Source organism: Leifsonia sp. C5G2 (assembly GCF_013359685.1).
In the GTDB taxonomy this organism is placed as follows: Bacteria; Actinomycetota; Actinomycetes; order Actinomycetales; family Microbacteriaceae; genus Leifsonia.
The window spans coordinates 181,836-204,201 of record NZ_JABFMV010000004.1 but is presented as its reverse complement, the minus strand read 5'-3'; the positions used below and the strand labels follow the sequence as shown (position 1 = coordinate 204,201).

The following is a 22,366-nucleotide window of genomic DNA, read 5'->3' as shown; positions in this document are numbered from 1 at the left end:
CTGTGCGGCGATCGACGCGGGACTGGCTGGCTCTCGCCAGCCTCTGCCTCGGCTTCTTCATGCTGCTGCTGGACAGCACCATCACCTCGGTCGCCCTGCCCGCCCTGATCGCCGGTCTCGGCACGACGGCGACGCTCGCCATCTGGGTCAACAGCGGGTACCTGATCGCGTACGCGGTGCCGCTGCTGATCGCCGGGAGGCTGGGCGACCGGTTCGGCCGCCGGCGCATCTACCTGGTCGGGCTCGGCGCGTTCACCATCGGGTCGGTGCTGTGCGCGCTGTCGCAGGACGTCGGCTCCCTGATCGGCTGGCGCGTCGCGCAGGGCGTCGGGGCGGCGCTCATGACCCCGCAGTGCCTCACCATCATCCGGACGCTGTTCGCCCCGCCGCGGCTCGCCGTCGCGCTCGGGATCTGGGGTGCGGTCGGCGGCGCCGCCACGGTCGCGGGTCCCATCCTGGGCGGCCTGCTCGTCGGCGCAGCCGGCTGGCCGTCGATCTTCTGGGTCAACCTGCCCATCGGGCTGATCACGGCGGTGGCCGTGCTGGTGTGGGTGCCGGTGTCGGAGCGGCAGCCCGCGCGCATCCCGCTCTGGGCGATGGCGGGCAACGCCGTCGGCGTCGCCGCGCTGGTGGTCGGCATCCAGGGCACCGACGAGGCCTCTGCGTCGGTCGCCGGCATCCCGCGCTGGCTGCTGGTCGTGCTCGGAACGGCCCTCGTCGTGAGCGTCGTGTGGCTGCAGCGCCGCTCGGGCGAGCGCGCGCTGCTGCCGGTGTCGCTGTTCCGCAGCCACGGCTTCGTCACGTCGTCGTGGGGTGCGGCGGCCGCCGCGTTCTGCGTGGGCTCCGCGCCCATCCCGCTGATGCTGGCGCTGCAGGAGGACCGGGGCCTGGATGTCGTCACCGCCTCGATCGTGCTGGTGCCGATGGGCGTCGTGTGCCTGTTCGCAGCCCCCGTCTCGGCCCGGCTGAACAACACCGTCGGGCTGCGGGTCGTCGCCGTGATCGGCGGCGTCGCGCTCGTGCTCTCGATCGGCGGAACCGCCGCACTGGTCTGGGCCGACGCTCCGCTGTGGGCCATCGCCGCCGTGTTCGCGCTGTTCGGGATCGCGAACTCGTTCCTCTGGTCGCCCTTCTCCATCGCCACGGTCAGCTCGGTCGAGCGGTCGTCGATCGGCGCCGCCTCGGGCGCCTTCAACTCGGTGAAGCAGCTGGGCGCCGTGCTCGGAAGCGCCGCGACTGCCGTCGTGCTGGCGTGGACCGGCAACGCCGCCGCACTGGCCGTGCTCGCGCTCGTCGGGGTGCTGAGCATCGTGGCCGCCGCGCTCCTCCGCGTCACCCCCGTGGATGCCGACGACAGCCGTGGCGTCCTCGTCGGCACCGTCGTCGGCGGGGCGGGCGCGGGACTCGCCCTCGGCTTCCCGACCGCGAACCTCGACCTGGAGGAGCCCTCGAGCACGCCCGCCGACGGCGTCTACGTCGGCGGCTTCCGCGCCGAGTCGTGGAGCGAGCCGCTGCCGGCCCTGATCTCGGTCGGGACGAACGACACCTTTCCCGGCCGCGCGCACACCGTCGAGGTGCACGTGCTCGACTTCGCCGGCGACCTGTACGGGCGCCGCGCCGAGGTGACCGCGGACCGGCTGCTCCGAACGCAGCGGGCCTTCGCGAGTCCCGACGAACTGGTCGAGGCCATGCGGCAGGACGAGCGGGAGGCCCGCTCCCTGCTCTCCGAGGCCCGGCACCAACCTGAAAGGAAGGTCTCCTGATGTTCACTGCCGCTGTCATCGCGGGCAACCCCAAGCCGCAGTCGCGCACCCGCGACGCCGCCGAGCGCCTCGCCGCCGCCCTCGGGGCGACCGCGACGACCATCGAGGTGTCGGAACTCGGCGCCGGCCTCCTCGGCTTCGGCGACCCCGTCGTCGCCTCGGCCGTGGCCACGGTGCAGGACGCGGATCTCGTGATCGCCGCATCCCCCACTTACAAGGGCACCTACACCGGTCTGCTGAAGCTCTTCCTCGACCAGTTCGCCACCGCCACCGGCCTCGCCGGCCAGATCGGCGTGCCGCTGATGCTGGGCGCGGGCCCGGCGCACGCGCTCGCCCCCGAGCTCACCCTCAAGCCCGTGCTGGTCGAGCTCGGCGCGATCTGCCCGGCCCAGGGCCTCTACCAGCTCGACTCCCGGTACGCCGAGGAGGGCGCGCTCGACAAATGGGTGGACGCGTGGGCCCCCGCCATCCACGCCTCGCTGGAGGCTTCACTGCGGGAGGACCGGTCCTGATGACCATGACCTACGACTTCACCTCCGACCCGGAGGAGATGCGGTCCGCCTTCGCCGGCTTCCCGTCCGGCGTCGCCGCACTCGCCGCCACCATCGGCGGCGAGCCGGTCGTGATGATCGCCTCCTCCTTCTCGGTCGGCGTCTCCTACGACCCGCCCATGGTCTCCTTCGCCGCGCAGCGCAGCTCGACCACGTGGCCCACCCTCGCCGTCGCGCCCACGATCGGCGTCTCCATCCTCGGCGAGGACCACGCCGGCAAGACCAGCCAGCTCGCCTCCCGCGACAAGCAGAACCGCCTCCGCGGCGTCCGCAAGGCCGAACTCCCATCCGGCGCGGTGTTCCTGGAGGGCTCGCCCACCTGGCTGGAGTGCGTCGTCGAGCACAGCTACCCGGCCGGCGACCACGACATCATCGTCCTCCGCGTGCTCGCCATGATGAGCGACGAGCTCCCCGCCCCGATCGTCTGGCACCAGCGGAAGGTGAAGGTGCTGCTGGAGCGGGGGGAGTGAAAGAGACCGGTCGGTTCTCCGCTGGCAGCGTCAGGACCCTGTGACCGGCGTGGCCGGATGCGCGTCCAGGCGCTATGGTGTGCCGCAACGCGGGGGCCCGAACTCCCGCGGGAATGGAGACGACGTTGTCTGCGCACCTCCGTTCGGTGGCCATGACCGGGGTCGCCGGCCTCGCACTCATGCTCTCTGCGTGCACGTCAGGGCCGCCGCCCACCCCGTCGACCGTGACCGTCACCGCCACCGTCACTGCTGAGCCGGCCTCGCCGCCGGCCATCACAGACCAGGTGCTGGAGAACCTGACGGCGCCTCCGATGTGCCAGCGGCAGTCCGGCCGGCTCGTGGACGGCAAGCTGCCCGGCATCCCGGCAGGGGATGGGGAGACGGGCCTCGCCATGAACGCCGACAAGAAGTACGTGTGGGCGCAATCCACCGATCCCCAGGCGAGCCCGTCGCTCGTGGTCGCCTTCTCCTGCAACGCAGGCGGGGTCGAATGGCCGAACGTCCTGGGATTCTTCGGCGTCCACGGAGACCTGCTCGGCTCCTACGACCTCGGGGACATCGACCGCCTCGAACACTCGAAGGTCTCCTCGATCGACTACCGCGGCGGCCTCTTCCACGTCGAGTGGGCGGCCTACGAAGGCGCCGGCTCGGGGACATGTGTCGAGACGGAGCCCGACCTCGAGTCGGCCGACTTCTACGTGGCCGATGGCAAGCCCGCGTACACGGAGCTGCACCTGGCGTGCGAGCGTGGGGATTGACCCGCGGAGAAGCATTCACATGCGAAACGGTGCGTCGAAGGCGAGTCGCTCGGGGTGCTCCCTCAAGCGCAATGGTCGCAGCCCGGTCGGCGACAACGCGAGAGCCCACGGTCCGGGACCACGCTTGATGATCTCTCGGCGCAATCGAACCTCGTGCGCAAGGAAGACCTCAAGCTGGTCCTGAGGCCCGAGGTCGCGTTTCCCGCCGATCCACACGGAACGGATGCCGAGTTCCAAGTACGCCTTCAGCTCGGCGGGCCGGGAGCGGATGCGCCTGTCCCGACTCACGACCACAAGTCCGCGTCGAGCGACTACCGGCATCCATTCGAGGTCGGGGGTCTCGCGGGGAATTTCGGGGAGGTACTCGTGACCGGGATACAGGACGTCATCCCGGCCACTGCGGTGCAGGAGCTTTCCGAGACCAAGGGTGTTCTCGTCGGTGAAGTACACCGGCTCGAACTCACGCGCCATCAGGCGGCGCGCTCGGTTCCGGCGATGAGTTCGAAACGGATCGCCTCATCCACCTGAGCGGCGCTGAGGTCGTACAGCTCCGCGAGCTCCTCGCGGGAGGTCCCGGCCCGGTAGTCCTCCGCGAGTGCGTCCGTGCGCACGTTTCTGACCGCGGGCTGGCCGAACGCTCGCGCCGGATCCATCACTACGCGCGGAGTGCGGTGACTGGGAGCCAGCCTCGCAACGACGCCTTCGTCGTACTCGACGACATCCCTGAACCGTTTCGTGGCCTCAGCAAGCATCGCCTGTCCGTTGCGTACGACAACGAAACGAAGCGGGCGATCCAGCCCGGACTCTTCCTGGACAGCGCGGACCAGTTCGCGGCCCTCGACGTCGAGGAAGGGGCGAGCGTGGGCCAGCGGATAACGGCCGAACTCCTCGCGGAGTCGAACGATTGCTGGGCGCAGACGCTGTACCGGGACCTGCTGGCTGCGGAACTCGGCAAGCAGCCGCGCCTCGACCATCTCGCCCCAGGTCACAGCCTCGGAACCGGTTGGTTCCGGACGCAGGACCGGCTCGTAGAACCGGCTGGAGCGCTCATACCCTTCCAGCCACCGCCTGGCGGTGCCCGAGTGCAGGCCGACGAGACGATCCACATCAGCGTATGAGTAGATCGCGCGGTCGAGGAGGGAGACGGCCATTCCCCAATGATCGCACTTGAGTACCGGCATTCCGCCGCAATTGCGGCCAAGTCGGGTTCAGAACCTGGCATGCCCTCAAATCGCGGCCGAATCCAGCTTCCATGCGAAAGCCGCAAGTCCCCAACTCGAACGACAAAAGCCCGAGTAGACCAAGAAGTCGCAACTGGTGTCACGTCTCGCGCTAAGTGGGCATTCTCAAGCTACTTGGGCTTGGCTCGTCGGAGAACCCATCCCAAAACATGGATTCTCGGTATTCTCGGCTCGCTGAGTTATCGAGAACGCGAGGTGCTAGGTGTTCGAAGTGCAGGTCTTCAGTGACCCTGTGGTCGCATTGGTTGGCCCGGGAGGACTCCTCCCCAACGAGGAACTTCACCTGGCTTCGGAGTATGACGAGCAGCTGGTGAAGCCAGCGCTGTTTCTTGCTGACCGAGTGACATTGCGATCTCATCGCAAGGATCTGCTGGGAAATGAAATCCGCGATCACAACATGGCTTCCTTTCCGGTGCCCCTGTTCTCTCGGCTCCTTGTCATGTCCCAGAGGAGGGATCCGCGCGAACTGGCGGTTCTCGACATGAACCTCAACGACCTCTTGAGCGAGTCAGACATTGGCAAATTCTCCGAGGTACTGATGAGAGATGGCCGCCCAATTCCGGATGCCTTGTGGGAGGAACTCGTCGACCGCGCGGAACCGTTACGGCTGGCACTGATGAAACATCACCGTTCCCGTGGTGAGGCCCTAACGAGCCAAGCACTGGAGAAACTGAGCTTGGCAGGGTTGATCGAAGACCTGCCCTGGGATCTCACCCCCAAGACTCGCGGCCAGCAGATTAGGGACTCGGAGGCCGGCGAGAACGCTGAATTCGAGCGAGCGTTCTTCGCCATGGTTGACGAGGTGGAATCCTCGCCCTCCAGCGTCATGCTCGACGATGTGATTAGTGCAAGGGTGAAGAAGTTTGTGCCAGCGCCGGTACACATCGCGTCCTCCGAAGTCGTGTCGGGCGCGGTCGAGCTAGTTCAAATGATCGAGGGGCTTTCAGCAGTCCCAATCGACGAGATCGCTGACCTTCGCATTGAGGTCGACGCGTATGTTGCCCCGTTTCGAAGTTTCATGATTGAGGTCGCTGGCAATGCGGATCTAAGTAGCGGGGACGCCGCTGAACGATCGCGGAGCCTTAAGTTGGCCTGGGAGAGGGACGTCGAACCTGCAGTGGCTGAGATGCGGAGCCTGGTCGCGTCCTCCAGCTTCCGGCGCAATGCGGTTGACCTCTTTGCGACGAGCCGCGACGCCCTCCAAACGATAGGGATCGCGATCGGTGGCGGTCTTGCCACCGGGTGGGCCGGAGTAGGTAGTTTAAGCCTTGTCGGGGCAGTAGCTCCCCCATTCCTCGCCGCATTCGTGGGTTCCGTACGAGGCAAGGAACAAGCGCGGCGAAACCGCGCTTACCTTACCTACGCCATGAGCAGGAGCGATGTCGTTCGACGGGCGAACAAGCGTTAGCAACCTTCTCTTTCACGCGTTGGAAGCCAGTTCTACGCCACGAACGGCCGCGACCTCTTCGAGCAGTTCACGGTTGACTGCATATCCTGGCTGCGACAACAGTTTGCGGAGAACAACCTCAGGGAACCACTTGCCGTAGTCTGGGCCGTTGACCCGAAACTCGGGCCCGAAGACCTGGTCGTTGTCGCGAAGAGCTGATGCGATGGTCGCGACCTGGGCGCCGTCCAGATCCGTGTAGTCGTCTAGCCGAGCCCAAACTGCGTTGGTCCGATCAAAGGACCGCGACCCGGCGAGACTGAGGGCCATGGAACTAGCAAACGAAGACTTCAGTTCGCTTCTTTGCGCGGCCCAGTCGAGAAGCGAGTCACCAATCTTCGAAGCAGTCCACCCATCTGGAATTTCCATGGCCTGCAACTTCCCCAGAGGACCGTACGGATTTTCGTGGTTGAACATGAGCGTCCGCAGGGGTACTCCGCGCCCGAGCAGCCAGCCAACTTCCTGGTCACACCACTTGCTCTCGTTGAAGCCGTGGTGGAGGAATACGACACCAGCGTGGACAGTCCGGAGTGAGGCCTCGATGGCTGCATGCCACTCGGCGTCAGGCTCAATGTGGCTGTGTGCCACGAACAGGTCGACGTTCCATCGGGCCAGGTGATCAGAAACCTGACCAACGAGGCCGCGTTGCGCGGTAAGGTGCGAGGCAAACAGGCGGAGGGCGGGCGAGCCGTCATGGGGAGTGGCCAATGCCGGGGAGGAAAAGAGCTCGTGGACGGCTGCGCTCAGGCCGATAAGTTCCGACCGCGAGAGGTCCCGTATGAGCGTGGTGACTGTCCCGAGCCGATCGTCGGCCGTAGGGTCCCAGTTGATGTCCCCGTACCACGCGTATGGGTCGATCTCGGTGATTCCAGCGCTATGAAGAAGAAGGTTGACGTCCGCGAGAGGCAAGCTCGTAAGCTCGTGTGAGAGGTTACGAACCATCTTCATTTGCTCCACGTCGATAGCCATGTCTCCCTCTCTGGATCGGCGGCGATCATGCTGGGCCAGCCTGTTGAGCGCTCCCAACTAATAGTGGCGGCAACCCGCAATCCATGAAAGCGGAGCCATCGTCGAACCGGTGTCAGGGATATTCGAGTGCGCCGCGTTATCGAGCGTGACAATAACCGAAGGATCCGCTCCTCCCGCCAGCACTCGGTGCACCCCCTTGCACTTCCAGTAGTACTTCTGCGTGCCCGGGAAGATCTGGTTCGGCTTCTTCGGGTGCTTGAGGTACGGGTACGACTCCTCGACGAACTTCGGGTGTTCGGTCGCGACGTGGTTGGTACTGGTGAGGAGTCGTCGTGAGCACACGGACCACTGGTAGCTGGCGGTGCGTCGGTTGATACGTCGCCGCTGGTCGTGACTCTTGGGGCAGAGCCAGATGACCTCTTCCTTGTTTCCGTTGAGGCTAGCGCTCAGTTGTCGCTGGCGCCCGGTCGACAGGTGCCGCGGCGACCTCGCACCGGTCGACGAAGCGCATGAGAGAACTCAAGACCGCGAGCTTTTCAAGGGCGTCCTGCTCGGCGATCTCTTCATCAGTATGAGTTGCGGGGTTTCGGATCACCATGTTGACGCCCGGGGCGAATTGACGAAGGCCGTCGTTCATAGTCTTGACTCCCTGGTCCGTCGGGTCTCCCGGCCAGCGGAGCCGGGACTTACCAACTTCCGGAGGCCGCTCGGAAAACGCTTGCTGCCAAAGCGTTGTATCGGCCGCATCGTTTCGCCTAGTCAGCTGCTTCATTTGGCCGGTGACTGCTTCTGCTGCGGCGGCCACGGCCAGACGTAAGTGGCCGTCATTCCAGAGGCGCTGGGCGGTTGACCACACCACCGGGTGCAAACGACTGGGCTCTATCTCGGGGGAAGCCATCGCCTTTGCGCGGGCGGAGAGTCCTTCGAGCCTTCCTTGGGCCTGCTTACAGGTCATCCTTACGGTCGAGGGCTCAAGGAGCGGTCTCGGCGTCGTGATCTGCTCCCAGTTCACGAAGGGGTCGATCGGTCGAGACTGACCCTCGACGCCGAGCTTCACATCTGTGACGCTACTGAGTTCCATCAGCCTGCCGCTAAGCAGATTCAGCTTGGCGGTGAGGTCACGTATCCGCTCGGGATCGGCACCCTCCCGGGGCGCAACTGCTGGAAGCAAACCCCTCCCGGTTCCTGTCCACTCGACATGCAGTTGCATGAAGTCTTCAAATGTCGCCTGAAACTCGATGAGTTGCTCAAGCAGGTAGGCGAGATACTCCCGGTTGGTTCGTACGTCCACAAATGGTCCCCTCAGCCCGCCTGCAACTGCAGCCAGGCGATCACCGCCGCCAAAATGGTCGCTATGCCGACAGCAGCGGCACCCACCTGCTTACCGATGGTCCAGAAGCGTGCACGTTGCGGAACTACGATGTCGGAAGCCTCCCCATTCACGACTTGAGAAATGGCCACACGCGCGCCGGGTCCGTTGATAACAAGGTTCACAGCGTTGTCCGCCTGCTGTGCGGTCGGGAGCTCGGTGGTCGGGGACGCCGCGCGCAACTCACCGATTAGCTCGGCCAAGCGCGTGCGAATTTGGTCGAGCAATCCTGCCATTGCGGACGTGCTCACCGACCAGTAGACCGCAGTTGTGCGCTGAAACGGGTTGCCATGATCGATCATTTGCGCAAGAACAGGAGCACCGGGTACCTGGAGCTGCACCACGCCCTCGTTCTTGTGCAGCTCGATTGCTGCTTGCACCTCGCCGACTCCAAACGGGATTGGCGCGCGTTCGCTGAGGTCTTCCTGAACGAAGTCCGGGAAGTCCGTGACCGACACCGTTTGGTGTTTAACGATGGTGTTCGCAAGCACACCGTCGATCTGGATAGCCGCGGGCAGCTGCCGGTACATCGGAAGGGTATCGCCAGCCTCGTATCCGCGGAGTTCCCGTGACGCCCAGTCTCGAAGCCGCTGAGAGCCTGCCCGGCCACCCAGGAGTACGAGTTTTCGCAGCACCGAAGCGATGGGTTTGTCATCCAGGAGATCTTTTTCCACGTCGTCGAGGAGGGACCGCGGCTTATGCACCAGACCAGTATGGGGTCGACCAGTGTCTTTGAGCGCGAGCGTGGACAAGACCGCCCGTCAACGAAGGATGCGGGCCTCGGGCCGGCACTCCGTGCATCCCTTGGACTTGAGCCGGTGCGGGATCGACTGGTGCGTCTTGTGCCCGGCAGCCTTGCACTTCCAGTAGTACTTCTCTGTGCCCGGGAAGATTTCGTTCGGCTTCTTCGGGTAGTTGAGGTACTGGTGCCACTCTGTGACGAGCTTCGGGTGTTCGGTCGCGACGTCGTTGGTGCCGATTACGAGGCGTCGTCGTGAGCACACGGAGCACTGGTAGCCGGCGGCGCGTCGGTCGATGCGCTGCTCGTAGTCGTGGCCCTTCGGGCAGAGCCAGAAGACCTCTTCGTTGGAGCCGTGGGTGAAGTGTTCGGGCCGAAGGTCGCCATTGGCGCTGGGGTGCCATTCGGCGGCGACAGCCGGGTGCGTGGCGACGAGGTTCTTCTTGGACGCAGCGTTAGCGTTGCGGACGCATTCTGGGCAGCCTGCTGCGCGGACTCGGTCGTAGATTCGTGCGCGGTATGTGTGCTCGTTGGCGCAGAGGAAGTCGATGAGCATCTCGCTGTTCGAGGAGAGGTTGGTCGGCGATGTTCTGCTGAGTTCGCTTGGGTGGAACTCGGCGGCGACCTCCGGGTGGGTAGTCGCCAGGTCGTTGATGCCGGCGACGATGAGCCGGTTGAGGCACACTGGGCACTTGGAGTTCGCCTTGGTCCGATTTGAGGCGGTCGCGGGGTAGGGGTGGTTCTTCGCGGGGCAGCGCCAGATGTAGGTCTGCTTGGAGTTTGCGCTGATGTGCTGGGCAGTTAGGCCGCCGTTGAGGTGAGGGTCGAGTTCGGCGGCGATCTCCGGGTCGGTGGTGGCGATGTCGTTGACTCCCGCGATCACGATCCATCCGCGGCAGATCTGGCAGGTGGGCATCTTGCCGTTCGTTCCCTTCCGTTCGGTGGCGTACGTGTAGCGCATGAGGTGTCCGTTGCTGCAAACGGAGGCGATCTCCTGGTCCCGCACCGACAGTCGGATCTCGGGCTCGATGATCCGCTGGTGGTCTACGGCGGCGACGGTAGTTTGAGGCGTGTCGCCCGTCACCTTGAGGTAGTCCGCGAACGGCTGGAGCGTGCCAGTGTAGGTGGTCAGATTGCGGACGACCGAGGGGTGGACGGGGTAGTCGTGCGACCAGGTGGCTTTGAACGGGCGGTGGCAAATGATCGCCTGCCTGATGTCGCAGAACGTGGCGCGCGCGTACAGCCACAGTGCGCGAGCCAAGCGATCTTCGGCTCCCGACGTGATGGCCGTGAGCGTTTCAGCGAGGTGCTCGAAGCTGTCGTTGAACGGTTTCGTCGGCGAGAAGAAACGGCGGGTGAAGGAGGGCGCCGTGATGGCGCGAATGACCGCGATCGCATTCGGGAAGGTGAGTGCCTCGTCCGCGATGGAGCGCTCCCGGAGGTTGCGAGTCACGAGTGTGAAGAGGCGGAGGTCGAGGCGTCCGGCCCGCTTGAGCTTCGCGAACTGCAGCGCGGCGTCGACGTGTTCCACTCCGACCTGTCGTTGCTCGGCGGCCGGAGTGGTTAGCCCGACCCAGCGGTGGTGGCGGATGCAGACCAGATCATCGAAGTGAGGGTTCTGGGAGATGGTGGCGCCCTGGCTACAAAGCGTGCACGCCGTGCGGGACGGGAGGTCCTTGTCGCAGGCCTCGCAGGCCGATCCGTCGACGTGGCGGACCCATCCGCTCGGGTCGGCGTCCAACGAAAGTGACCGCCCGACGCGGACGGAAAGGATGGAGCGCCATGCCTGTTCCCTTTCAACACGGCTCTTGGCGGTCGAGAAGTCCGAGATCATCTGCTGTCGGTGCAGCTCAGTTTCGAAGTTCGCCGCGAGGCAGCGCGAGGTGTAGCTGAACAGCGTCTCCCGGTGGAATGGGCGTGGGCTGACGCGATACCGGCGGATGGTGTTCATGCTGCGGCCTGCGCCTTCAGCAGCTGAGTGACAGCGTTGCCACTGCGGTTTGCTGCTCGCAGCTCGCGGTTCTTGCGCGCGGTTTCCGCGGCGATGTCGAGGACACGTGTGTCGAGGAGATCCTTGTCCAGGGCCTCCTTTTCGATCCCGGGGTTGGCGATGGTCTCGATCGCTGCACCGGTGATCAGACGGCTGAGGCTGCCGATTGAGCCGCTCGTCCGGTCGTAGAGGTACGGGGCGAGCTTCTTGAGCGTGCCCTGCTCATGGTGCCGCAACGGGAGCTTCTTCTCGAGCGTCGCGACGAGGCGCGCCCAGGTCGTCCGGTCTTCCGCGTCAGCGTTGTTGAGTCGGGTCATCTCGAGTGCGGTGAACCGGCCGCCGATCTGACGCCCACGAGGGCCGGTAAGCAGTGCGCTTCCGATGAGATCGATCCCCGCGTACACGAAGGTCGCCGGGACGTCGTTGTGGAGGAGCTTGAGCACGTCGACCGATTCTCCGTTGGATGCGCTGCGGCCGGCGAGGTTGTGCAGTTCGTCGACGACGATGAGTTGGGTACCTGCGTCGTTGAGGAGGTCGACGACACGGCTGCGGATGCTCACCATCGATTCGCCGCTGCGAACGGTGAGCCCGAAGAAGTCGGCGAAGGTCTTCATGAGCAGCTTGCCGGTGGATCCTGCAGGCACCTCGATGTAGGCGACAGGCACTCGCCCGTGCTCTCTGAAGTCGGGGAACTGCTTGAAGTACTGCGCGTGCACGTATCGCATGAGCGCCTTGCACGTGGTCGTCTTCCCCACGGTGGAGTCACCGCTGAGCATGAGGCCTGCGTGGCCAGAGTTGCGGCCGGCGTTCTCTGCGAAGTGCTGGGTGAGCAGCCAGCGTGCCTGTTGCACCTGCGGGGTGTCGATCACGATGCCGCCGGATAGGTAGAGCATCCGGGCGCGGTCGTACGCGGCCTTATCAGTCGGGCTCAGCTGCTCGTACTCCGCGTCCGTGTGGACCACAGGGATCGGCACCGGGTTGCTGAGGTAATCGTCCAGGCCCTCCATTCGGTGTAGTGCGGCGGGGCGGTCGTTGCTGTGGAACTGGATCATGGTCGTCTCCGTGAGTTGGGTTATGCGTAGATGTCTTGGTCGGGGTCGAAGTCGGGGAGCTCGTCGTCGGCGTCCTCCCACTCGCTGTCTGTTGTGAAGCTGCTGGGCGCGGCTGCAGGAAGAGTCAGCGACTCGTGGGCGGGGGCGCCGTTGAGTGCGGCGTTGGATGCCGCCACCTCGAGGCGTTCGTCCAGCTCGATGAGGAACATGTCCCCGGCGTGAGGAAAGTCGAATTGGCTCTCGTTGCGAAGGCGACATTCGACGAGGCTGCCATCCTCGAGCACGACCCAGACGACGAGAAAGTTGTACGGGTCGTACTTGACCTTCCACTTCCCGGCGTGCTGGACGTCGTTGGATTTCTGATCACGCAGCGGATGGAGTTGTGGGGAGTCGTAGTAACGGTTGTTGAGGCGGACGCCCGTCGATGTGATGGTCATGTGACGCGTTGGAAGAAGGTCGATGTAGTCCTCGGGCGTCAGCGGAAGGTAGAGGGTGCTGGTCACACGTGACGCGGCTCGGAGCGCCTGGTTGGGCGAGTACATGATCGACGGGTCATGAGGGTCTCGCAGACCCTCGTGTGCGCGGTTTTGCCAAGTCCGGAGGACCCAGTCGTCGAACAGCTCGTAGAGCATGAAGACATCCAGCAGGTCCTCCTTGTCGACCTGATAGCCGCGATGCTCCGGCGAACGTCCGGTGTAGCCCGGGAGCGACTGCGTGAACATCGAGTTGATGCTCTCGAAGGTGCGCTCCACGATGGGCTTGTCTGTCGGTGTGTGGGGTGCCGAGAAGGTGGCGTCCGCGCCGAACTTACGGAGCGCCGCCAGGAACACCTCGCTGGCGTAGTCCTTCCCGTTGTCCATCTGGATCCGGCGCGGGTGGACGAAGGCTCGAGCCTGCTCCAGCTTGCGGCGCTCGTCGCCCTCGATCAGCGGGTAATTCGGAAACTGACTAGAGACGATCGAGCGGTACTCGGTCCTGTCTGGCCGGTTCTCGTACGGGGTGAGGCAGTGAGCGATCAAAAGAGCGTGATCCACGGCCTTCGTCGCCGTAAGTCGGATGGTTGACGCCAAGATGCTGCGCGTGGCCACATCGACCGCAATGGTGAGGATCGGCCGCTCGGTCGTGCCGTCTCTCAGACGGACAAGCACATCCATCTTCGTGGAGTCGACTTGCACCTCTTCACCCGGGAGGGATGCCATGACCTTTGCGAAGGTGCGCTTCGGCCGGTTGGCGAGCGACTGTCGGGTGCGCGCGCTGCCGGTGGTGTGCCTTCCCGCTGTCATCGCAGCGAGGTACCTGTACAGCGTCGCGCGGGACGGCATCTCGGGATCCACGCCATAGCGGCGTCGATATTCCTTCGCCGCGTTAAGGATGAGTTGCGAGTTCGTGCCAGTTGATCTGCGCTCGCGGTCGGCGATCACGCTGAGGAAGCAGTCCTTGAGACGGGGGTCAAGGTTGGCCAGAGGTGCGTATTTGCGGGTAGTGCGCTTGTCGATCAGCCCGGCAGCGCCGGCGCGGTCGAACTTCGCGAGCTGCCGCTGAAGAGTTGTGCGACTGACCTTGATACCGAGCCTGTTGAGCTCCGCAATCTTTCGCTTCAGGCGCTCCTCTTTGGTGTGAGCGACGGGGTCGTACTCGGGACGCGAGTCGCATCCTGCGTGCAGGGGCTCGCCGGTGGCCAGCTCCTTGACGTGTGCAGCCAGAAGGTCCATTCGTCGCTTCTCCTTTTTCTTCGCGCGAGATTCGAGATCGTTCAGGTCGCGCACGGAGAACATCTCGCCTGGCACCAGACCAGTGGCAAGGCGGGACAGCTCCGTGAGCGTCATGTCCCGCGTCTTGTCGGTCGCGATCGAACGGAGGCGGACGATGTTGCCGTCCCGTTCGACAAAGCGATAGGTGCCGTTGTCGAGTTCGATGTCTGAGTTGAGATCAAGAGCGGGCATGGCGGCCGCCTTTCACGATGGTGTTGTCGTTGATGCGCTTGTCGAGATCGATGGCGAGCATCCCGACCCAGATCAGGTGGTAGACGCTCGAACGGGCGTGAGCCATCGTTTGGAATCCCATCGAGCGGGCTGCTTCGCCGATCGTGATGTGTTGACTTGTGGCAGCGACGAACTCGAGGAGTTTGGACGCGGCTGGCACGCCGGGGTGGTAGCCGCGGTGCTTGAAGTTGGCCAGCCATGTGAGGTTGCGGTTCACGAGCGGTGCGAGGTCGTTGCAGATCGCGTAGCCCCAGCCGACCGTTGCGCACACGTCGCGGGTCTTGCTGAACTGGTGGAGCACGGCGTCGTTCATCAACGACTCCGGCTTCACGTCGTACAGCACCTGGGTACCGTCTGCGTGCACGGCGAGGTAGTCGGGGATGTGCCACGTGGCGTCGCTGAACCGGATCGTCATCGGCTGTGCTGCGATAGCGACGATGTCCTGCTCATAGTCGAGCCGGCGCAGCGTCGCTGCCTCGAGCAGCGACTCATGCCAGATGTGTTGGCTGATCTGCGAGAAGTAGTAGTAGCCGGTGTAGTTGCGCTGTCGTGGGTAGCGCGGTGCAGTTCGGGTCGGTGCGGCGAGATAGAGCTCCTCGCCGAGGAGGGCGGGACCTGCTAGCGCACTGGTCGTCGAGTCCGACCGGCGGTCCAGACACCATTCGACTGTTGCGGTCGCGGATGAGGTGGCGCTGGCTTCGGCCAGGGGACTATGGGAAGTTTCGTTGTCACTCACGAAGGAGTTATGGGCGTGAAGCGCCTGCCAGCTGTGAGATTTGCCCATTTGAGGCACCATTGCGCCTCCTTTGAGAAGAAAGTGCTTCCAGTGGATAGAGTTGCAGCATGCCAGGGCCTCGCTACGTGCCGCGCGCCTTTTGTGACGATCCGAGCGCTTTCGGGAGGGACGCCGGAGTTACGTGGAAGCAACCCGAGTCGTTAGCGGCCAGCATTCAGACGCATGCCGCCCGGCTTCAGCATCAGTTCGTCTTACGCATGCGAGAGCGCTTGAGCGCGAGGCGCATGCCGACGAAAGAGTTCTCCGCGCGCGCTGGTACGACGGCGCAGCGCCTATCTCGAATCATGCGGGGCGAGATTCCGATTCGGCTGGAGGACTTAGCGGCTGCCGATCTGATTCTGGGAGAGATCACCGAGCCGGCTCGGCGAGCTGCTGAGCGCGATAAGGATCGGTTGGAATCAGAGCAAGTGCGCGTGGAGGCGATCGTACGTGCCACGCTGGCTGCCTTAGGGGTCCCAGCCGCCCGCTCAACCGAGAAGGCATGACCAGTCGACGTTCCGCGCTCGCTCGAGCACGCGAGGTTGGCCGCCAGCAACAAGATCCTCGATGGCCCACCAGCCTCGGTGCGCGGGCAACAGCCCGCTGAGCCACCAGGCACGAAGCCACGGGTCTTCCGTCGATCGCTCCAATGCCTCGAGCACCTCTACAAGGCCCTCAAGGGGTGTCGCATACCGCTGCTTGCTTGACGGCCCGTTGACTCCCCAGCTTGGGATAGCCAGGCTACCCTCCGGATTCGCGATGGCCACAAGTTGTCGCCGCCGAGTCAGCCTGTGCACCTCATCTGTCGAGCAGCAGAGTGCCTGCGCGGCCTCTCTCGTGCCCCAGAAGGGCCCCAAGTCGCGCTGGAGAGTCAGGGGTATCCGGAATGGCGATCGGCTCATGACCGCACCCGCACAGAAAGAATAACACTTGGTTGGCTGTAATTACCGCCACGTATGTCATACTGGGTCGCGAGGAGGACGGGAGTGGGCATGGCATCGCGTCGAACCGCACGCGGATCGTCTACGGTGAGTGCATGCCCCGCCCGACGCGCCCAGCGCCCAATGAGGGCGCCGAGAGCACGTGGCCGGCGTCGAGGATGAGCGACCCCGTGCACGAGGCCCATCGTCGATTCGTGGTCAACCTCAGGCAGGCCCTCGGCGACATGAGCATCCGTAAGGCCGGCGAGGTGACCGGTGTCGATCGCGGAACTCTGCAGGCGCTTCTTGATGGGCGTTCGTGGGTGGATGCCTACGCCCTGGCCAAGCTCGAGCAGGCCTTCGAGCGAACGCTCTGGCCGGGGTACTTCGAGGACTGACATCAGAATCTCTGCTCTTCGATCGAAACTATCGGCGACGTCAACTGCCAGTAGTAATCGACGGTGAAGTCGTCGGGCTGCATCGTCCAGTAGCCGCTAACGCCGACTTCACACTGGATGATCGAGCGAAGCGTGCGTTGGCCGTCGTGCATGTCTGGATGTGAGTCGGGACCTGGAGTCCGGGTTACGGTGCGGTGCTTCAAATCGAAGACGTATGTTGAGCCGCTCTGCGTAGTGGCGATGTAGGTGCCGTCGTCGTCGGGTAATCGCAGGTATGGCCTGGGGATTGAGTTGTCTACGGTGCCCATGGCCACTCCCGCCCCGACGGTGAAGGACCACCCATTGTCGAGTGGCTATAATATCCGCCGGTGGTTAAAATAGCCGCTATGGCGCCACGTGGCAAGGACAAAGAGGTGATCTGGCTTGCCCAATGCCTGCTCGACGGCATTGGTGCCTCTCTCCTCTCGCGTCTTGCCGGAACAGAGTCGCCGCTCGGTGCGTACGTCTGGCCTGAATGGGGAGATCCTGGTCCTGACGCGGCGGAAGCGGCTCGAGTGCGAGTCGCCTACGACGTCTGGAAGATGCTTGCGCCGAGAAGAGGAGACGACTGGGTTGTCGAGTGGCTGATGACCCCAAACCCCGTGGTTGGTAGGCGGCCGGCGGATGCCATCGCCGCAGATGACTTCGCCGGTGTCTTGCAGGCGGCTCAGTTCGTTCGGGACGGCGACGCCCTTGACGATCCAGATGAGGACGAGGAGTACGAGGAGGAACTGTGATCAACGAGACCCAGCTGACAATCGAATTGGCTCACGCCTTCGGGTCGGATCCTGGCCCGATTCTCCAGGCGGCGGCTGAGCGTGACGTTCCACTCAGTGACGTCATCATGGCCTACGTCCGGACGCTCCGCTACCTCCGCTTGCACGGTCTCGAAGCGACCGGGAACGCGGCGGTGACCGAGTGGGACGCCCGTCCGCCCGGTGTTTTTGACGCGCGGGTCGTGCTGCAGGACGAGTTCTGGTGCGACATATTCCGACGTCCGTTCCGTGTTCAAGAAATGCCCCGTCAGTACGCGGAAAATGTGATCACCTATCTCCACGACCACATCCACGACATCGTTGATGTCGTGGATGGCGGTGGAGATCCCCATGACTGGTTGGACAGCCAACCACTTGTTCGTTCGCTTCGTTCGCAAGTGGATCGAGCCACGCCACCGGAACTTAGTTGAGGGCAGGGCGACCGGGGCCGCCGCCTTCAGCGGGTGAAAGTCCGTCTCGGTATGACGATGGCGTCAGCGCGGGTCCACCCGCACCGTCGCCGCGCGGGTCTTCGCGGTGACCATCGGCGGGTAGTACGGGCTGGTGCCGTACTTGGCCTCGTACGCGGCGTCGATGCGATCGTTCAGCTCCGGGTCGTCGACAGGGGTGAAGGTGACGTCCTTCTCGATGCCGCCGGCGGTGATGCGGCCGGCGCGCTGTGCGCGGGCGGACTGGTACCAACGGGAGGCCGTGCCGTTGTAGGCGCGCACGTACACGTTGTCGTCGACCACGACCGACCAGATCCAGGTCGGTGTGCCGAGGGTCGCGCCATCCGCCCGGAACGGCGCGATGTAGAAGTCGTCGGTGGAGCCGATGGCGTGTCGTTCGTCGGTGGTCCAGGCGGTCATGAGTTCTCCGTGATGGTCTGAAGCGGTGCGGGCCGGTCGGCGGCCCAGGATGCGAGCAGCCGCAGCCGCTCGGCCGATGGCGAGCCGGGCTCGGCGGTGTAGACGAGCATGACGTGGCCGGGTTCGGCGGTGATCGCGAACTCCTCGTACGCCAGTGTCAACTCGCCGACGACGGGGTGCTGGAAGCGCTTGGTCCCGGCGCCGTGCGTGCGCACGTCGTGGGCGCCCCACAGCCTTCGGAACGTGTCGCTCTGAGTGGACAGCTCGCCCACCAGGTCCTGGAGCGCCCGGTTGTGGGGGTCGCGTCCGGCCTCGGCGCGCATCATCGCCACGCACATGTCGGCGAAGAGATCCCAGTCGGGGTAGAAGTCGCGCGACGCGGGGTCGAGGAACTGGAAGCGCGCGAAGTTCGGCGTGCGGCCGCCGTCGCCGATCAGCGGCGAGTAGAAGGCGCGCCCGAGCGCATTGAACGCGATCACATCCGACTGCGCGTTCCGCACGACGGCGACGCCTTCGGTGAACGCCTCCAGCGCCCAGTGGAGGCTCGGTCTGGCGGCGGGGCTGCGGGTCGCGCGGCGTCGCGGACGACCGGAGACGGGGATGCCGTCCGCGGCCCGCGCGAGGTCGAACAGGTGCGCGCGCTCGGTGTCGTCGAGCTGCAAGGCCCGAGCCACCGCATCCAGCACACCGGCAGAAACACCGGCGATCGCGCCGCGCTCCAGCTTGGCGTAATACTCGACGCTGACGTCGGCGAGCATGGCGACCTCGGAGCGGCGCAGTCCCGCTACCCGGCGCCCGGTTCCCGCGGGCAGGCCCGCCATCTCCGGGGTGAGCTTGGCACGGCGCGACATGAGGAACTCGCGGACGTCGGCTCGATTGTCCATGCCTCCCAGGCTAGGCCGGGTCGAGTCCGGGAGGGATGCCCTGCCAGTACACCTCTCATCAGGGACTCCCTCTCCGGAAGCGCGCGCGGTGTGCTGGATGACGTGACAGCATCCCTCACTTCCGGAACCCGTGTGCGCGCCAGCCGTCCTCTGGCGACTCTGCTGCTTGTGCTGACCGTGTTCGGCCCGATCTCGATGGACCTGTACCTGCCTGCGCTCCCCGCTCTGACGACCGAGCTGGGCGCCGCGACGTCGACGGCACAGCTGACCGTGACCGCCTGCCTGATCGGTCTGGCGGCCGGGCAGCTGATCGCCGGGCCGCTGTCCGACCGGTTCGGCCGGCGGCGTCCCGCTCTGATCGGCGTCGCCGCCTACGTTCTCGTCTCGGCGTTGTGCGCGGCGAGCCCGACCGTGGAGCTGCTCATCGCGGCGCGGCTGGTGCAGGGACTGGCCGGCGGTGTCGGCATCGTCATCGCACAGGCGGCGGGCCGCGACGTCTACGAGGGCGGGAGACTCATCCGGTTCTACGGCCGCCTCACCGTCATCGGCGGGCTGGCCGCGGTCGTCGGCCCGCTCGTCGGCGGAGCGCTCACGGCCATCCTGGACTGGCGCGGTCTGTTCCTTGCGCTCGCGGTGATCGGTGCGCTCATCCTAGCGTGGGTGGTTCTTGGTCTCCCGGAGACGCTGGCGCCGGGCGATTGCACTGCGGCCGGGTTCGCCGTGATCCGGCGGGACATGCGCATGCTGTTCTCCGACCGGCTCTTCGTCGGCGCGGTCGTCGCGCAGGGCTTCGTCTACGCAGCGCTGTTCGCCTACCTCAGCGGTGCGACCTACGTGCTGCAAGGCGTCTACGGCCTCTCACCGCAGGCCTACGCACTCGCCTTCGGACTCAACTCCGCCGGCTTCATGGTGTTCGGCTACCTCGCCGGTCGCTTCAGCGAGAAGTGGAGCGTGGTCGGCACCCTGATCGTCGGCCTCGTGATCGCCGCACTCGGTGCCGTCGGCGTGCTGATCGCGGGCCGCGCATCCGTTCCCCTGGCCGTCGTGATCGCTGCGCTCTTCCTCCTCGCCGCCGGCACGGCCGTCACCAGCCCGCCCTCGACGACGCTCGCGCTGGCCGGCTACCCGCAGATCGCGGGCACCGCATCCTCCCTGCTCGGCGCCGCCCGCTTCGCCTTCGGTGGCATCGCAGCGCCGCTGGTCGGCGTCGCAGGAGCCCTCAGCATCCTCCCCTTGGGTGTTGTGACCACGGTCGCCGTCGCGGCCGCCGCGGTCACCGCCGCCCTTCTTCTCCGTCGTCCGGCCCGGGCCACCGCCCCCGCCGGCACCACCCACTCCGCAACGAAAGGAACCCTCACATGCGTGGAGTAGTCATGTACGCACCCCGGGATGTGCGCGTCGAGGAGCGCGCCGACCCGGTCATCCAGGAGCCCACCGACGCCGTCATCCGCGTCACCGCAGCCTGCATCTGCGGCTCCGACCTCTGGCCCTACCGCGGGACGGACGCCCTCACCGAGCCCACGCCGATGGGCCACGAATATGTCGGCGTCGTCGAGCAGGTCGGCGAGGACGTCACGAACATCAAGATCGGCGACTACGTCGTCGGCTCCTTCTTCGCCTCCGACAACACCTGCGAGATCTGCCGCGCCGGCTACCAGTCACGCTGCGTGCACGCGTTCCCCATGGGGGCGATCGGCACCCAGGCCGAGAAGCTGCGCGTCCCGCTTGCCGACGGCACCCTCGTCGTCGTGCCCGGCACCCCCACCCCGGCACAGGTGCGCAGCCTCCTCGCCGCCTCCGACGTGCTCGGCACCGGCTGGTTCGCCGCTGTGGCCGCCGAGGCCGGTCCGGGTAAGACGGTTGCGGTCGTCGGTGACGGAGCGGTCGGCCTGCTGGGCATCCTCTCGGCGAAGCAGCTCGGCGCCGGGCGGATCATCGCCATGAGCCGCCACGCCGACCGGCAGGCGCTCGCCCGGCAGTACGGCGCGACTGACATCGTCGAGGAGCGTGGGGATGCGGGCGTCACCGCCATCAAGGAGCTGACCGGCGGGCTCGGCGCGCACTCGGTCATCGAGGCGGTGGGAACGCAGGAGTCGATGATGCAGGCGATCCGCGCCACTCGCCCCGGAGGGCACGTCGGCTACGTCGGCGTCTCGCACGGGGTCGAGCTGCCCGGCGAGGAGCTCTTCTTCTCCGGCGTGCACCTGCACGGCGGCCCCGCTCCCGTCCGCCGCTTCCTCCCCGAGCTTGTCGCGTCGATCATGGGGGACGAGCTCGACGCCGGTGCGGTGTTCGACCTCACCGTCCCGCTCACGGAAGCGGCGGAGGGCTACCGGGCCATGGACGAGCGACGCGCCATCAAGGTGCTGCTGGAGACGGAGAACGCATGAACATCGAACCCACCCCGTCCACGGTGAAGAACCCGCCGGAGCAGTTCGCCGGCGACGTCTGGGTCGACCCCATCGCCGCCCCACACGACGGCGACCAGCGGATGACCGTCGCGCTCGTCCGCTTCGCCCCCAGCGCCCGCACCGCCTGGCACAGCCACGCGCGCGGGCAGTACCTTCGGGTCACCGCCGGCGTCGCCCGATTCGGCGACCGCGACGGCAACATCATCGAGGTGCATCCCGGACAGACCCTCTACACGCCGCCCGGCCAGGACCACTGGCACGCCGCGGCACCCGGTTGCTTCATGGAGCACATCGCCATGTTGGAGTCCGCTGACGAACCCGCGGACACCACGACGTGGAAAGAGCACATCACCGAGGCCGACTACGAAGGACGAAACGTATGACCAACAACACCCGCGACGGCTGGACCGGAGGGCAGCGCGCCTTCGGCGACTTCGCCCCCGGCCTCGTTCACTACACCGACCAGGTGCTCTTCGACGAGGTGTGGGAGCGCCCCGGCCTCTCCAAGCGGGACCGCAGCCTCATCACCGTGACCGCGCTCCTCGTCGGGGGCAACCTCGAACAACTCCGCTTCCATCTCCCCTTCGCCGTGCAGAACGGCGTCACCCAGGAGGAGCTCATCGAGGCGATCACCCACCTGGCGTTCTACGCGGGCTGGCCCAAGGCCATGTCGGCGATGGCCATCGCCAAGGAGCTGTTCGGGGAGAGTCAGGAGACGTCTGCGTGACGCTCATCCTGCGGAGAGTGATCGCAGGAGGCCAACAACGTCAGACCGTTCGCCGTCGACGCCGCAGTCTGCGGTGTGGGTCGTGGAGCGGCCGCGCTTGCGATTCGGCCCTTCAATGCTCCTCGCACATTCGGGAGCAGGTGCCAGGGTCCAGTCAGATAACAATCCAGGCGTTCGCCCCGTAAAGCGGTCCACGCCAGCGCCAGGGCATGTGAGCCGTCGACACCGATCGTCATTTCGTCCATGTTTTCCGTCAGTTC

24 protein-coding genes are annotated in these 22,366 nt (G+C 65.5%); 12 read left to right on the top strand and 12 right to left on the bottom strand.

Annotated elements, in window-relative coordinates; genetic code table 11:
• Positions 1–2 precede the first annotated feature (2 nt).
• From HNO83_RS07510 to HNO83_RS07495, 4 genes are all read left to right on the top strand, one after another.
• Positions 3–1,763: an MDR family MFS transporter gene (locus HNO83_RS07510; protein WP_175336901.1), complete on the top strand. Its 1,761-nt coding sequence runs from the start codon at positions 3–5 to the stop codon at positions 1,761–1,763.
• Complete coding sequence (locus HNO83_RS07505; protein WP_175336900.1) at positions 1,763–2,275, top strand: NADPH-dependent FMN reductase; 513 nt, start codon at positions 1,763–1,765, stop codon at positions 2,273–2,275. The genes HNO83_RS07510 and HNO83_RS07505 overlap by 1 nt, the downstream gene beginning before the upstream one ends.
• Entirely contained in the window at positions 2,275–2,784 is a 510-nt protein-coding gene (locus HNO83_RS07500) for a flavin reductase family protein (RefSeq protein ID WP_249776562.1), read from the top strand. The genes HNO83_RS07505 and HNO83_RS07500 overlap by 1 nt, the downstream gene beginning before the upstream one ends.
• 152 nt (positions 2,785–2,936) lie before the next feature.
• Positions 2,937–3,542, top strand: a complete 606-nt coding sequence (locus HNO83_RS07495; protein WP_175336899.1) for a hypothetical protein — start codon at positions 2,937–2,939, stop codon at positions 3,540–3,542.
• 15 nt (positions 3,543–3,557) lie between these two features.
• Here the strand turns inward: HNO83_RS07495 and HNO83_RS07490 are convergent, their stop codons facing one another.
• Together HNO83_RS07490 and HNO83_RS07485 are read right to left on the bottom strand one after the other, a co-directional pair.
• A complete protein-coding gene (locus tag HNO83_RS07490) occupies positions 3,558–4,013 on the bottom strand; it encodes a PIN-like domain-containing protein (protein ID WP_175336898.1) in 456 nt (151 codons plus the stop codon).
• The gene (locus HNO83_RS07485) at positions 4,013–4,693 is read right to left on the bottom strand and encodes a DUF433 domain-containing protein (RefSeq protein ID WP_175336897.1); all 681 of its coding nucleotides are present in this window, start codon (positions 4,691–4,693) and stop codon (positions 4,013–4,015) included. The genes HNO83_RS07490 and HNO83_RS07485 overlap by 1 nt, the downstream gene beginning before the upstream one ends.
• Positions 4,694–4,985: 292 nt before the next feature.
• Here HNO83_RS07485 and HNO83_RS07480 point away from each other — a divergent pair, with 292 nt between their 5' ends.
• Complete coding sequence (locus tag HNO83_RS07480) at positions 4,986–6,191, top strand: hypothetical protein (RefSeq protein ID WP_175336896.1); 1,206 nt, start codon at positions 4,986–4,988, stop codon at positions 6,189–6,191.
• Positions 6,192–6,203: 12 nt separating this feature from the next.
• Here the strand turns inward: HNO83_RS07480 and HNO83_RS07475 are convergent, their stop codons facing one another.
• From HNO83_RS07475 to HNO83_RS07445, 7 genes are all read right to left on the bottom strand, one after another.
• Complete coding sequence (locus tag HNO83_RS07475) at positions 6,204–7,196, bottom strand: TIR domain-containing protein (RefSeq protein WP_175336895.1); 993 nt, start codon at positions 7,194–7,196, stop codon at positions 6,204–6,206.
• Between the two features lie 439 nt (positions 7,197–7,635).
• Entirely contained in the window at positions 7,636–8,487 is an 852-nt protein-coding gene (locus HNO83_RS20735; RefSeq protein WP_175336894.1) for a TIGR02391 family protein, read from the bottom strand.
• A gap of 11 nt (positions 8,488–8,498) precedes the next feature.
• Complete coding sequence (locus HNO83_RS07465) at positions 8,499–9,317, bottom strand: AbiTii domain-containing protein (protein ID WP_175336893.1); 819 nt, start codon at positions 9,315–9,317, stop codon at positions 8,499–8,501.
• A 9-nt stretch (positions 9,318–9,326) separates the two neighbouring features.
• The gene (locus HNO83_RS07460) at positions 9,327–11,255 is read right to left on the bottom strand and encodes a zinc-ribbon domain-containing protein (protein WP_175336892.1); all 1,929 of its coding nucleotides are present in this window, start codon (positions 11,253–11,255) and stop codon (positions 9,327–9,329) included.
• Positions 11,252–12,346, bottom strand: a complete 1,095-nt coding sequence (locus HNO83_RS07455) for a TniB family NTP-binding protein (protein WP_175336891.1) — start codon at positions 12,344–12,346, stop codon at positions 11,252–11,254. The genes HNO83_RS07460 and HNO83_RS07455 overlap by 4 nt, the downstream gene beginning before the upstream one ends.
• A 20-nt stretch (positions 12,347–12,366) precedes the next feature.
• Positions 12,367–14,289, bottom strand: a complete 1,923-nt coding sequence (locus HNO83_RS07450; RefSeq protein WP_175336890.1) for a Mu transposase C-terminal domain-containing protein — start codon at positions 14,287–14,289, stop codon at positions 12,367–12,369.
• Complete coding sequence (locus tag HNO83_RS07445; protein ID WP_175336889.1) at positions 14,276–15,112, bottom strand: TnsA-like heteromeric transposase endonuclease subunit; 837 nt, start codon at positions 15,110–15,112, stop codon at positions 14,276–14,278. The genes HNO83_RS07450 and HNO83_RS07445 overlap by 14 nt, the downstream gene beginning before the upstream one ends.
• Before the next feature lie 1,027 nt (positions 15,113–16,139).
• Between HNO83_RS07445 and HNO83_RS07440 the strand changes: the two genes are divergently transcribed.
• Complete coding sequence (locus HNO83_RS07440; RefSeq protein ID WP_175336888.1) at positions 16,140–16,421, top strand: helix-turn-helix domain-containing protein; 282 nt, start codon at positions 16,140–16,142, stop codon at positions 16,419–16,421.
• 2 nt (positions 16,422–16,423) lie between these two features.
• Here the strand turns inward: HNO83_RS07440 and HNO83_RS07435 are convergent, their stop codons facing one another.
• Entirely contained in the window at positions 16,424–16,729 is a 306-nt protein-coding gene (locus HNO83_RS07435; protein WP_175336887.1) for a hypothetical protein, read from the bottom strand.
• A gap of 78 nt (positions 16,730–16,807) precedes the next feature.
• Here HNO83_RS07435 and HNO83_RS07430 point away from each other — a divergent pair, with 78 nt between their 5' ends.
• Positions 16,808–17,197 (top strand): hypothetical protein, encoded by a 390-nt coding sequence (locus HNO83_RS07430; RefSeq protein ID WP_175336886.1) that lies wholly within the window; start codon positions 16,808–16,810, stop codon positions 17,195–17,197.
• On the top strand, positions 17,194–17,646 hold the full coding sequence (locus HNO83_RS07425) for a hypothetical protein (protein WP_175336885.1): 453 nt from the start codon (positions 17,194–17,196) through the stop codon (positions 17,644–17,646). Before HNO83_RS07430 ends, HNO83_RS07425 begins: the two co-directional genes overlap by 4 nt.
• Before the next feature lie 63 nt (positions 17,647–17,709).
• Here the strand turns inward: HNO83_RS07425 and HNO83_RS07420 are convergent, their stop codons facing one another.
• On the bottom strand, positions 17,710–18,084 hold the full coding sequence (locus HNO83_RS07420) for a DUF2255 family protein (protein WP_175336884.1): 375 nt from the start codon (positions 18,082–18,084) through the stop codon (positions 17,710–17,712).
• Positions 18,081–18,968: a helix-turn-helix transcriptional regulator gene (locus HNO83_RS07415; protein WP_175336883.1), complete on the bottom strand. Its 888-nt coding sequence runs from the start codon at positions 18,966–18,968 to the stop codon at positions 18,081–18,083. The genes HNO83_RS07420 and HNO83_RS07415 overlap by 4 nt, the downstream gene beginning before the upstream one ends.
• A gap of 102 nt (positions 18,969–19,070) precedes the next feature.
• On the opposite strand from HNO83_RS07415, the gene HNO83_RS07410 reads away from it, so the two are divergent.
• From HNO83_RS07410 to HNO83_RS07395, 4 genes are read left to right on the top strand one after another with little or no spacing between them, the layout of a single operon-like run.
• Positions 19,071–20,339: a multidrug effflux MFS transporter gene (locus tag HNO83_RS07410; protein WP_175336882.1), complete on the top strand. Its 1,269-nt coding sequence runs from the start codon at positions 19,071–19,073 to the stop codon at positions 20,337–20,339.
• Positions 20,327–21,358, top strand: coding sequence for a zinc-dependent alcohol dehydrogenase family protein (locus HNO83_RS07405; RefSeq protein WP_175336881.1), 1,032 nt, complete (start codon positions 20,327–20,329; stop codon positions 21,356–21,358). The genes HNO83_RS07410 and HNO83_RS07405 overlap by 13 nt, the downstream gene beginning before the upstream one ends.
• Positions 21,355–21,762: a (R)-mandelonitrile lyase gene (locus tag HNO83_RS07400; protein WP_175336880.1), complete on the top strand. Its 408-nt coding sequence runs from the start codon at positions 21,355–21,357 to the stop codon at positions 21,760–21,762. The genes HNO83_RS07405 and HNO83_RS07400 overlap by 4 nt, the downstream gene beginning before the upstream one ends.
• Complete coding sequence (locus HNO83_RS07395; RefSeq protein ID WP_175336879.1) at positions 21,759–22,106, top strand: carboxymuconolactone decarboxylase family protein; 348 nt, start codon at positions 21,759–21,761, stop codon at positions 22,104–22,106. The genes HNO83_RS07400 and HNO83_RS07395 overlap by 4 nt, the downstream gene beginning before the upstream one ends.
• The last annotated feature ends 260 nt before the right edge of the window (positions 22,107–22,366 follow it).

Coding starts and splice junctions, on each gene's coding strand:
- HNO83_RS07435 (WP_175336887.1), bottom strand. CDS start 16,729: ATGGGCACCGTAGACAACTCAATCCCCAGGCCATACCTGCGATTACCC.
- HNO83_RS07500 (WP_249776562.1), top strand. CDS start 2,275: ATGACCATGACCTACGACTTCACCTCCGACCCGGAGGAGATGCGGTCC.
- HNO83_RS07440 (WP_175336888.1), top strand. CDS start 16,140: ATGCCCCGCCCGACGCGCCCAGCGCCCAATGAGGGCGCCGAGAGCACG.
- HNO83_RS07460 (WP_175336892.1), bottom strand. CDS start 11,255: ATGAACACCATCCGCCGGTATCGCGTCAGCCCACGCCCATTCCACCGG.
- HNO83_RS07430 (WP_175336886.1), top strand. CDS start 16,808: ATGGCGCCACGTGGCAAGGACAAAGAGGTGATCTGGCTTGCCCAATGC.
- HNO83_RS07450 (WP_175336890.1), bottom strand. CDS start 14,289: ATGCCCGCTCTTGATCTCAACTCAGACATCGAACTCGACAACGGCACC.
- HNO83_RS07475 (WP_175336895.1), bottom strand. CDS start 7,196: ATGGCTATCGACGTGGAGCAAATGAAGATGGTTCGTAACCTCTCACAC.
- HNO83_RS07495 (WP_175336899.1), top strand. CDS start 2,937: ATGACCGGGGTCGCCGGCCTCGCACTCATGCTCTCTGCGTGCACGTCA.
- HNO83_RS07485 (WP_175336897.1), bottom strand. CDS start 4,693: ATGGCCGTCTCCCTCCTCGACCGCGCGATCTACTCATACGCTGATGTG.
- HNO83_RS07420 (WP_175336884.1), bottom strand. CDS start 18,084: ATGACCGCCTGGACCACCGACGAACGACACGCCATCGGCTCCACCGAC.
- HNO83_RS07490 (WP_175336898.1), bottom strand. CDS start 4,013: ATGGCGCGTGAGTTCGAGCCGGTGTACTTCACCGACGAGAACACCCTT.
- HNO83_RS07415 (WP_175336883.1), bottom strand. CDS start 18,968: ATGGACAATCGAGCCGACGTCCGCGAGTTCCTCATGTCGCGCCGTGCC.
- HNO83_RS07395 (WP_175336879.1), top strand. CDS start 21,759: ATGACCAACAACACCCGCGACGGCTGGACCGGAGGGCAGCGCGCCTTC.
- HNO83_RS07445 (WP_175336889.1), bottom strand. CDS start 15,112: ATGGGCAAATCTCACAGCTGGCAGGCGCTTCACGCCCATAACTCCTTC.
- HNO83_RS07400 (WP_175336880.1), top strand. CDS start 21,355: ATGAACATCGAACCCACCCCGTCCACGGTGAAGAACCCGCCGGAGCAG.
- HNO83_RS07505 (WP_175336900.1), top strand. CDS start 1,763: ATGTTCACTGCCGCTGTCATCGCGGGCAACCCCAAGCCGCAGTCGCGC.
- HNO83_RS07455 (WP_175336891.1), bottom strand. CDS start 12,346: ATGATCCAGTTCCACAGCAACGACCGCCCCGCCGCACTACACCGAATG.
- HNO83_RS07405 (WP_175336881.1), top strand. CDS start 20,327: ATGCGTGGAGTAGTCATGTACGCACCCCGGGATGTGCGCGTCGAGGAG.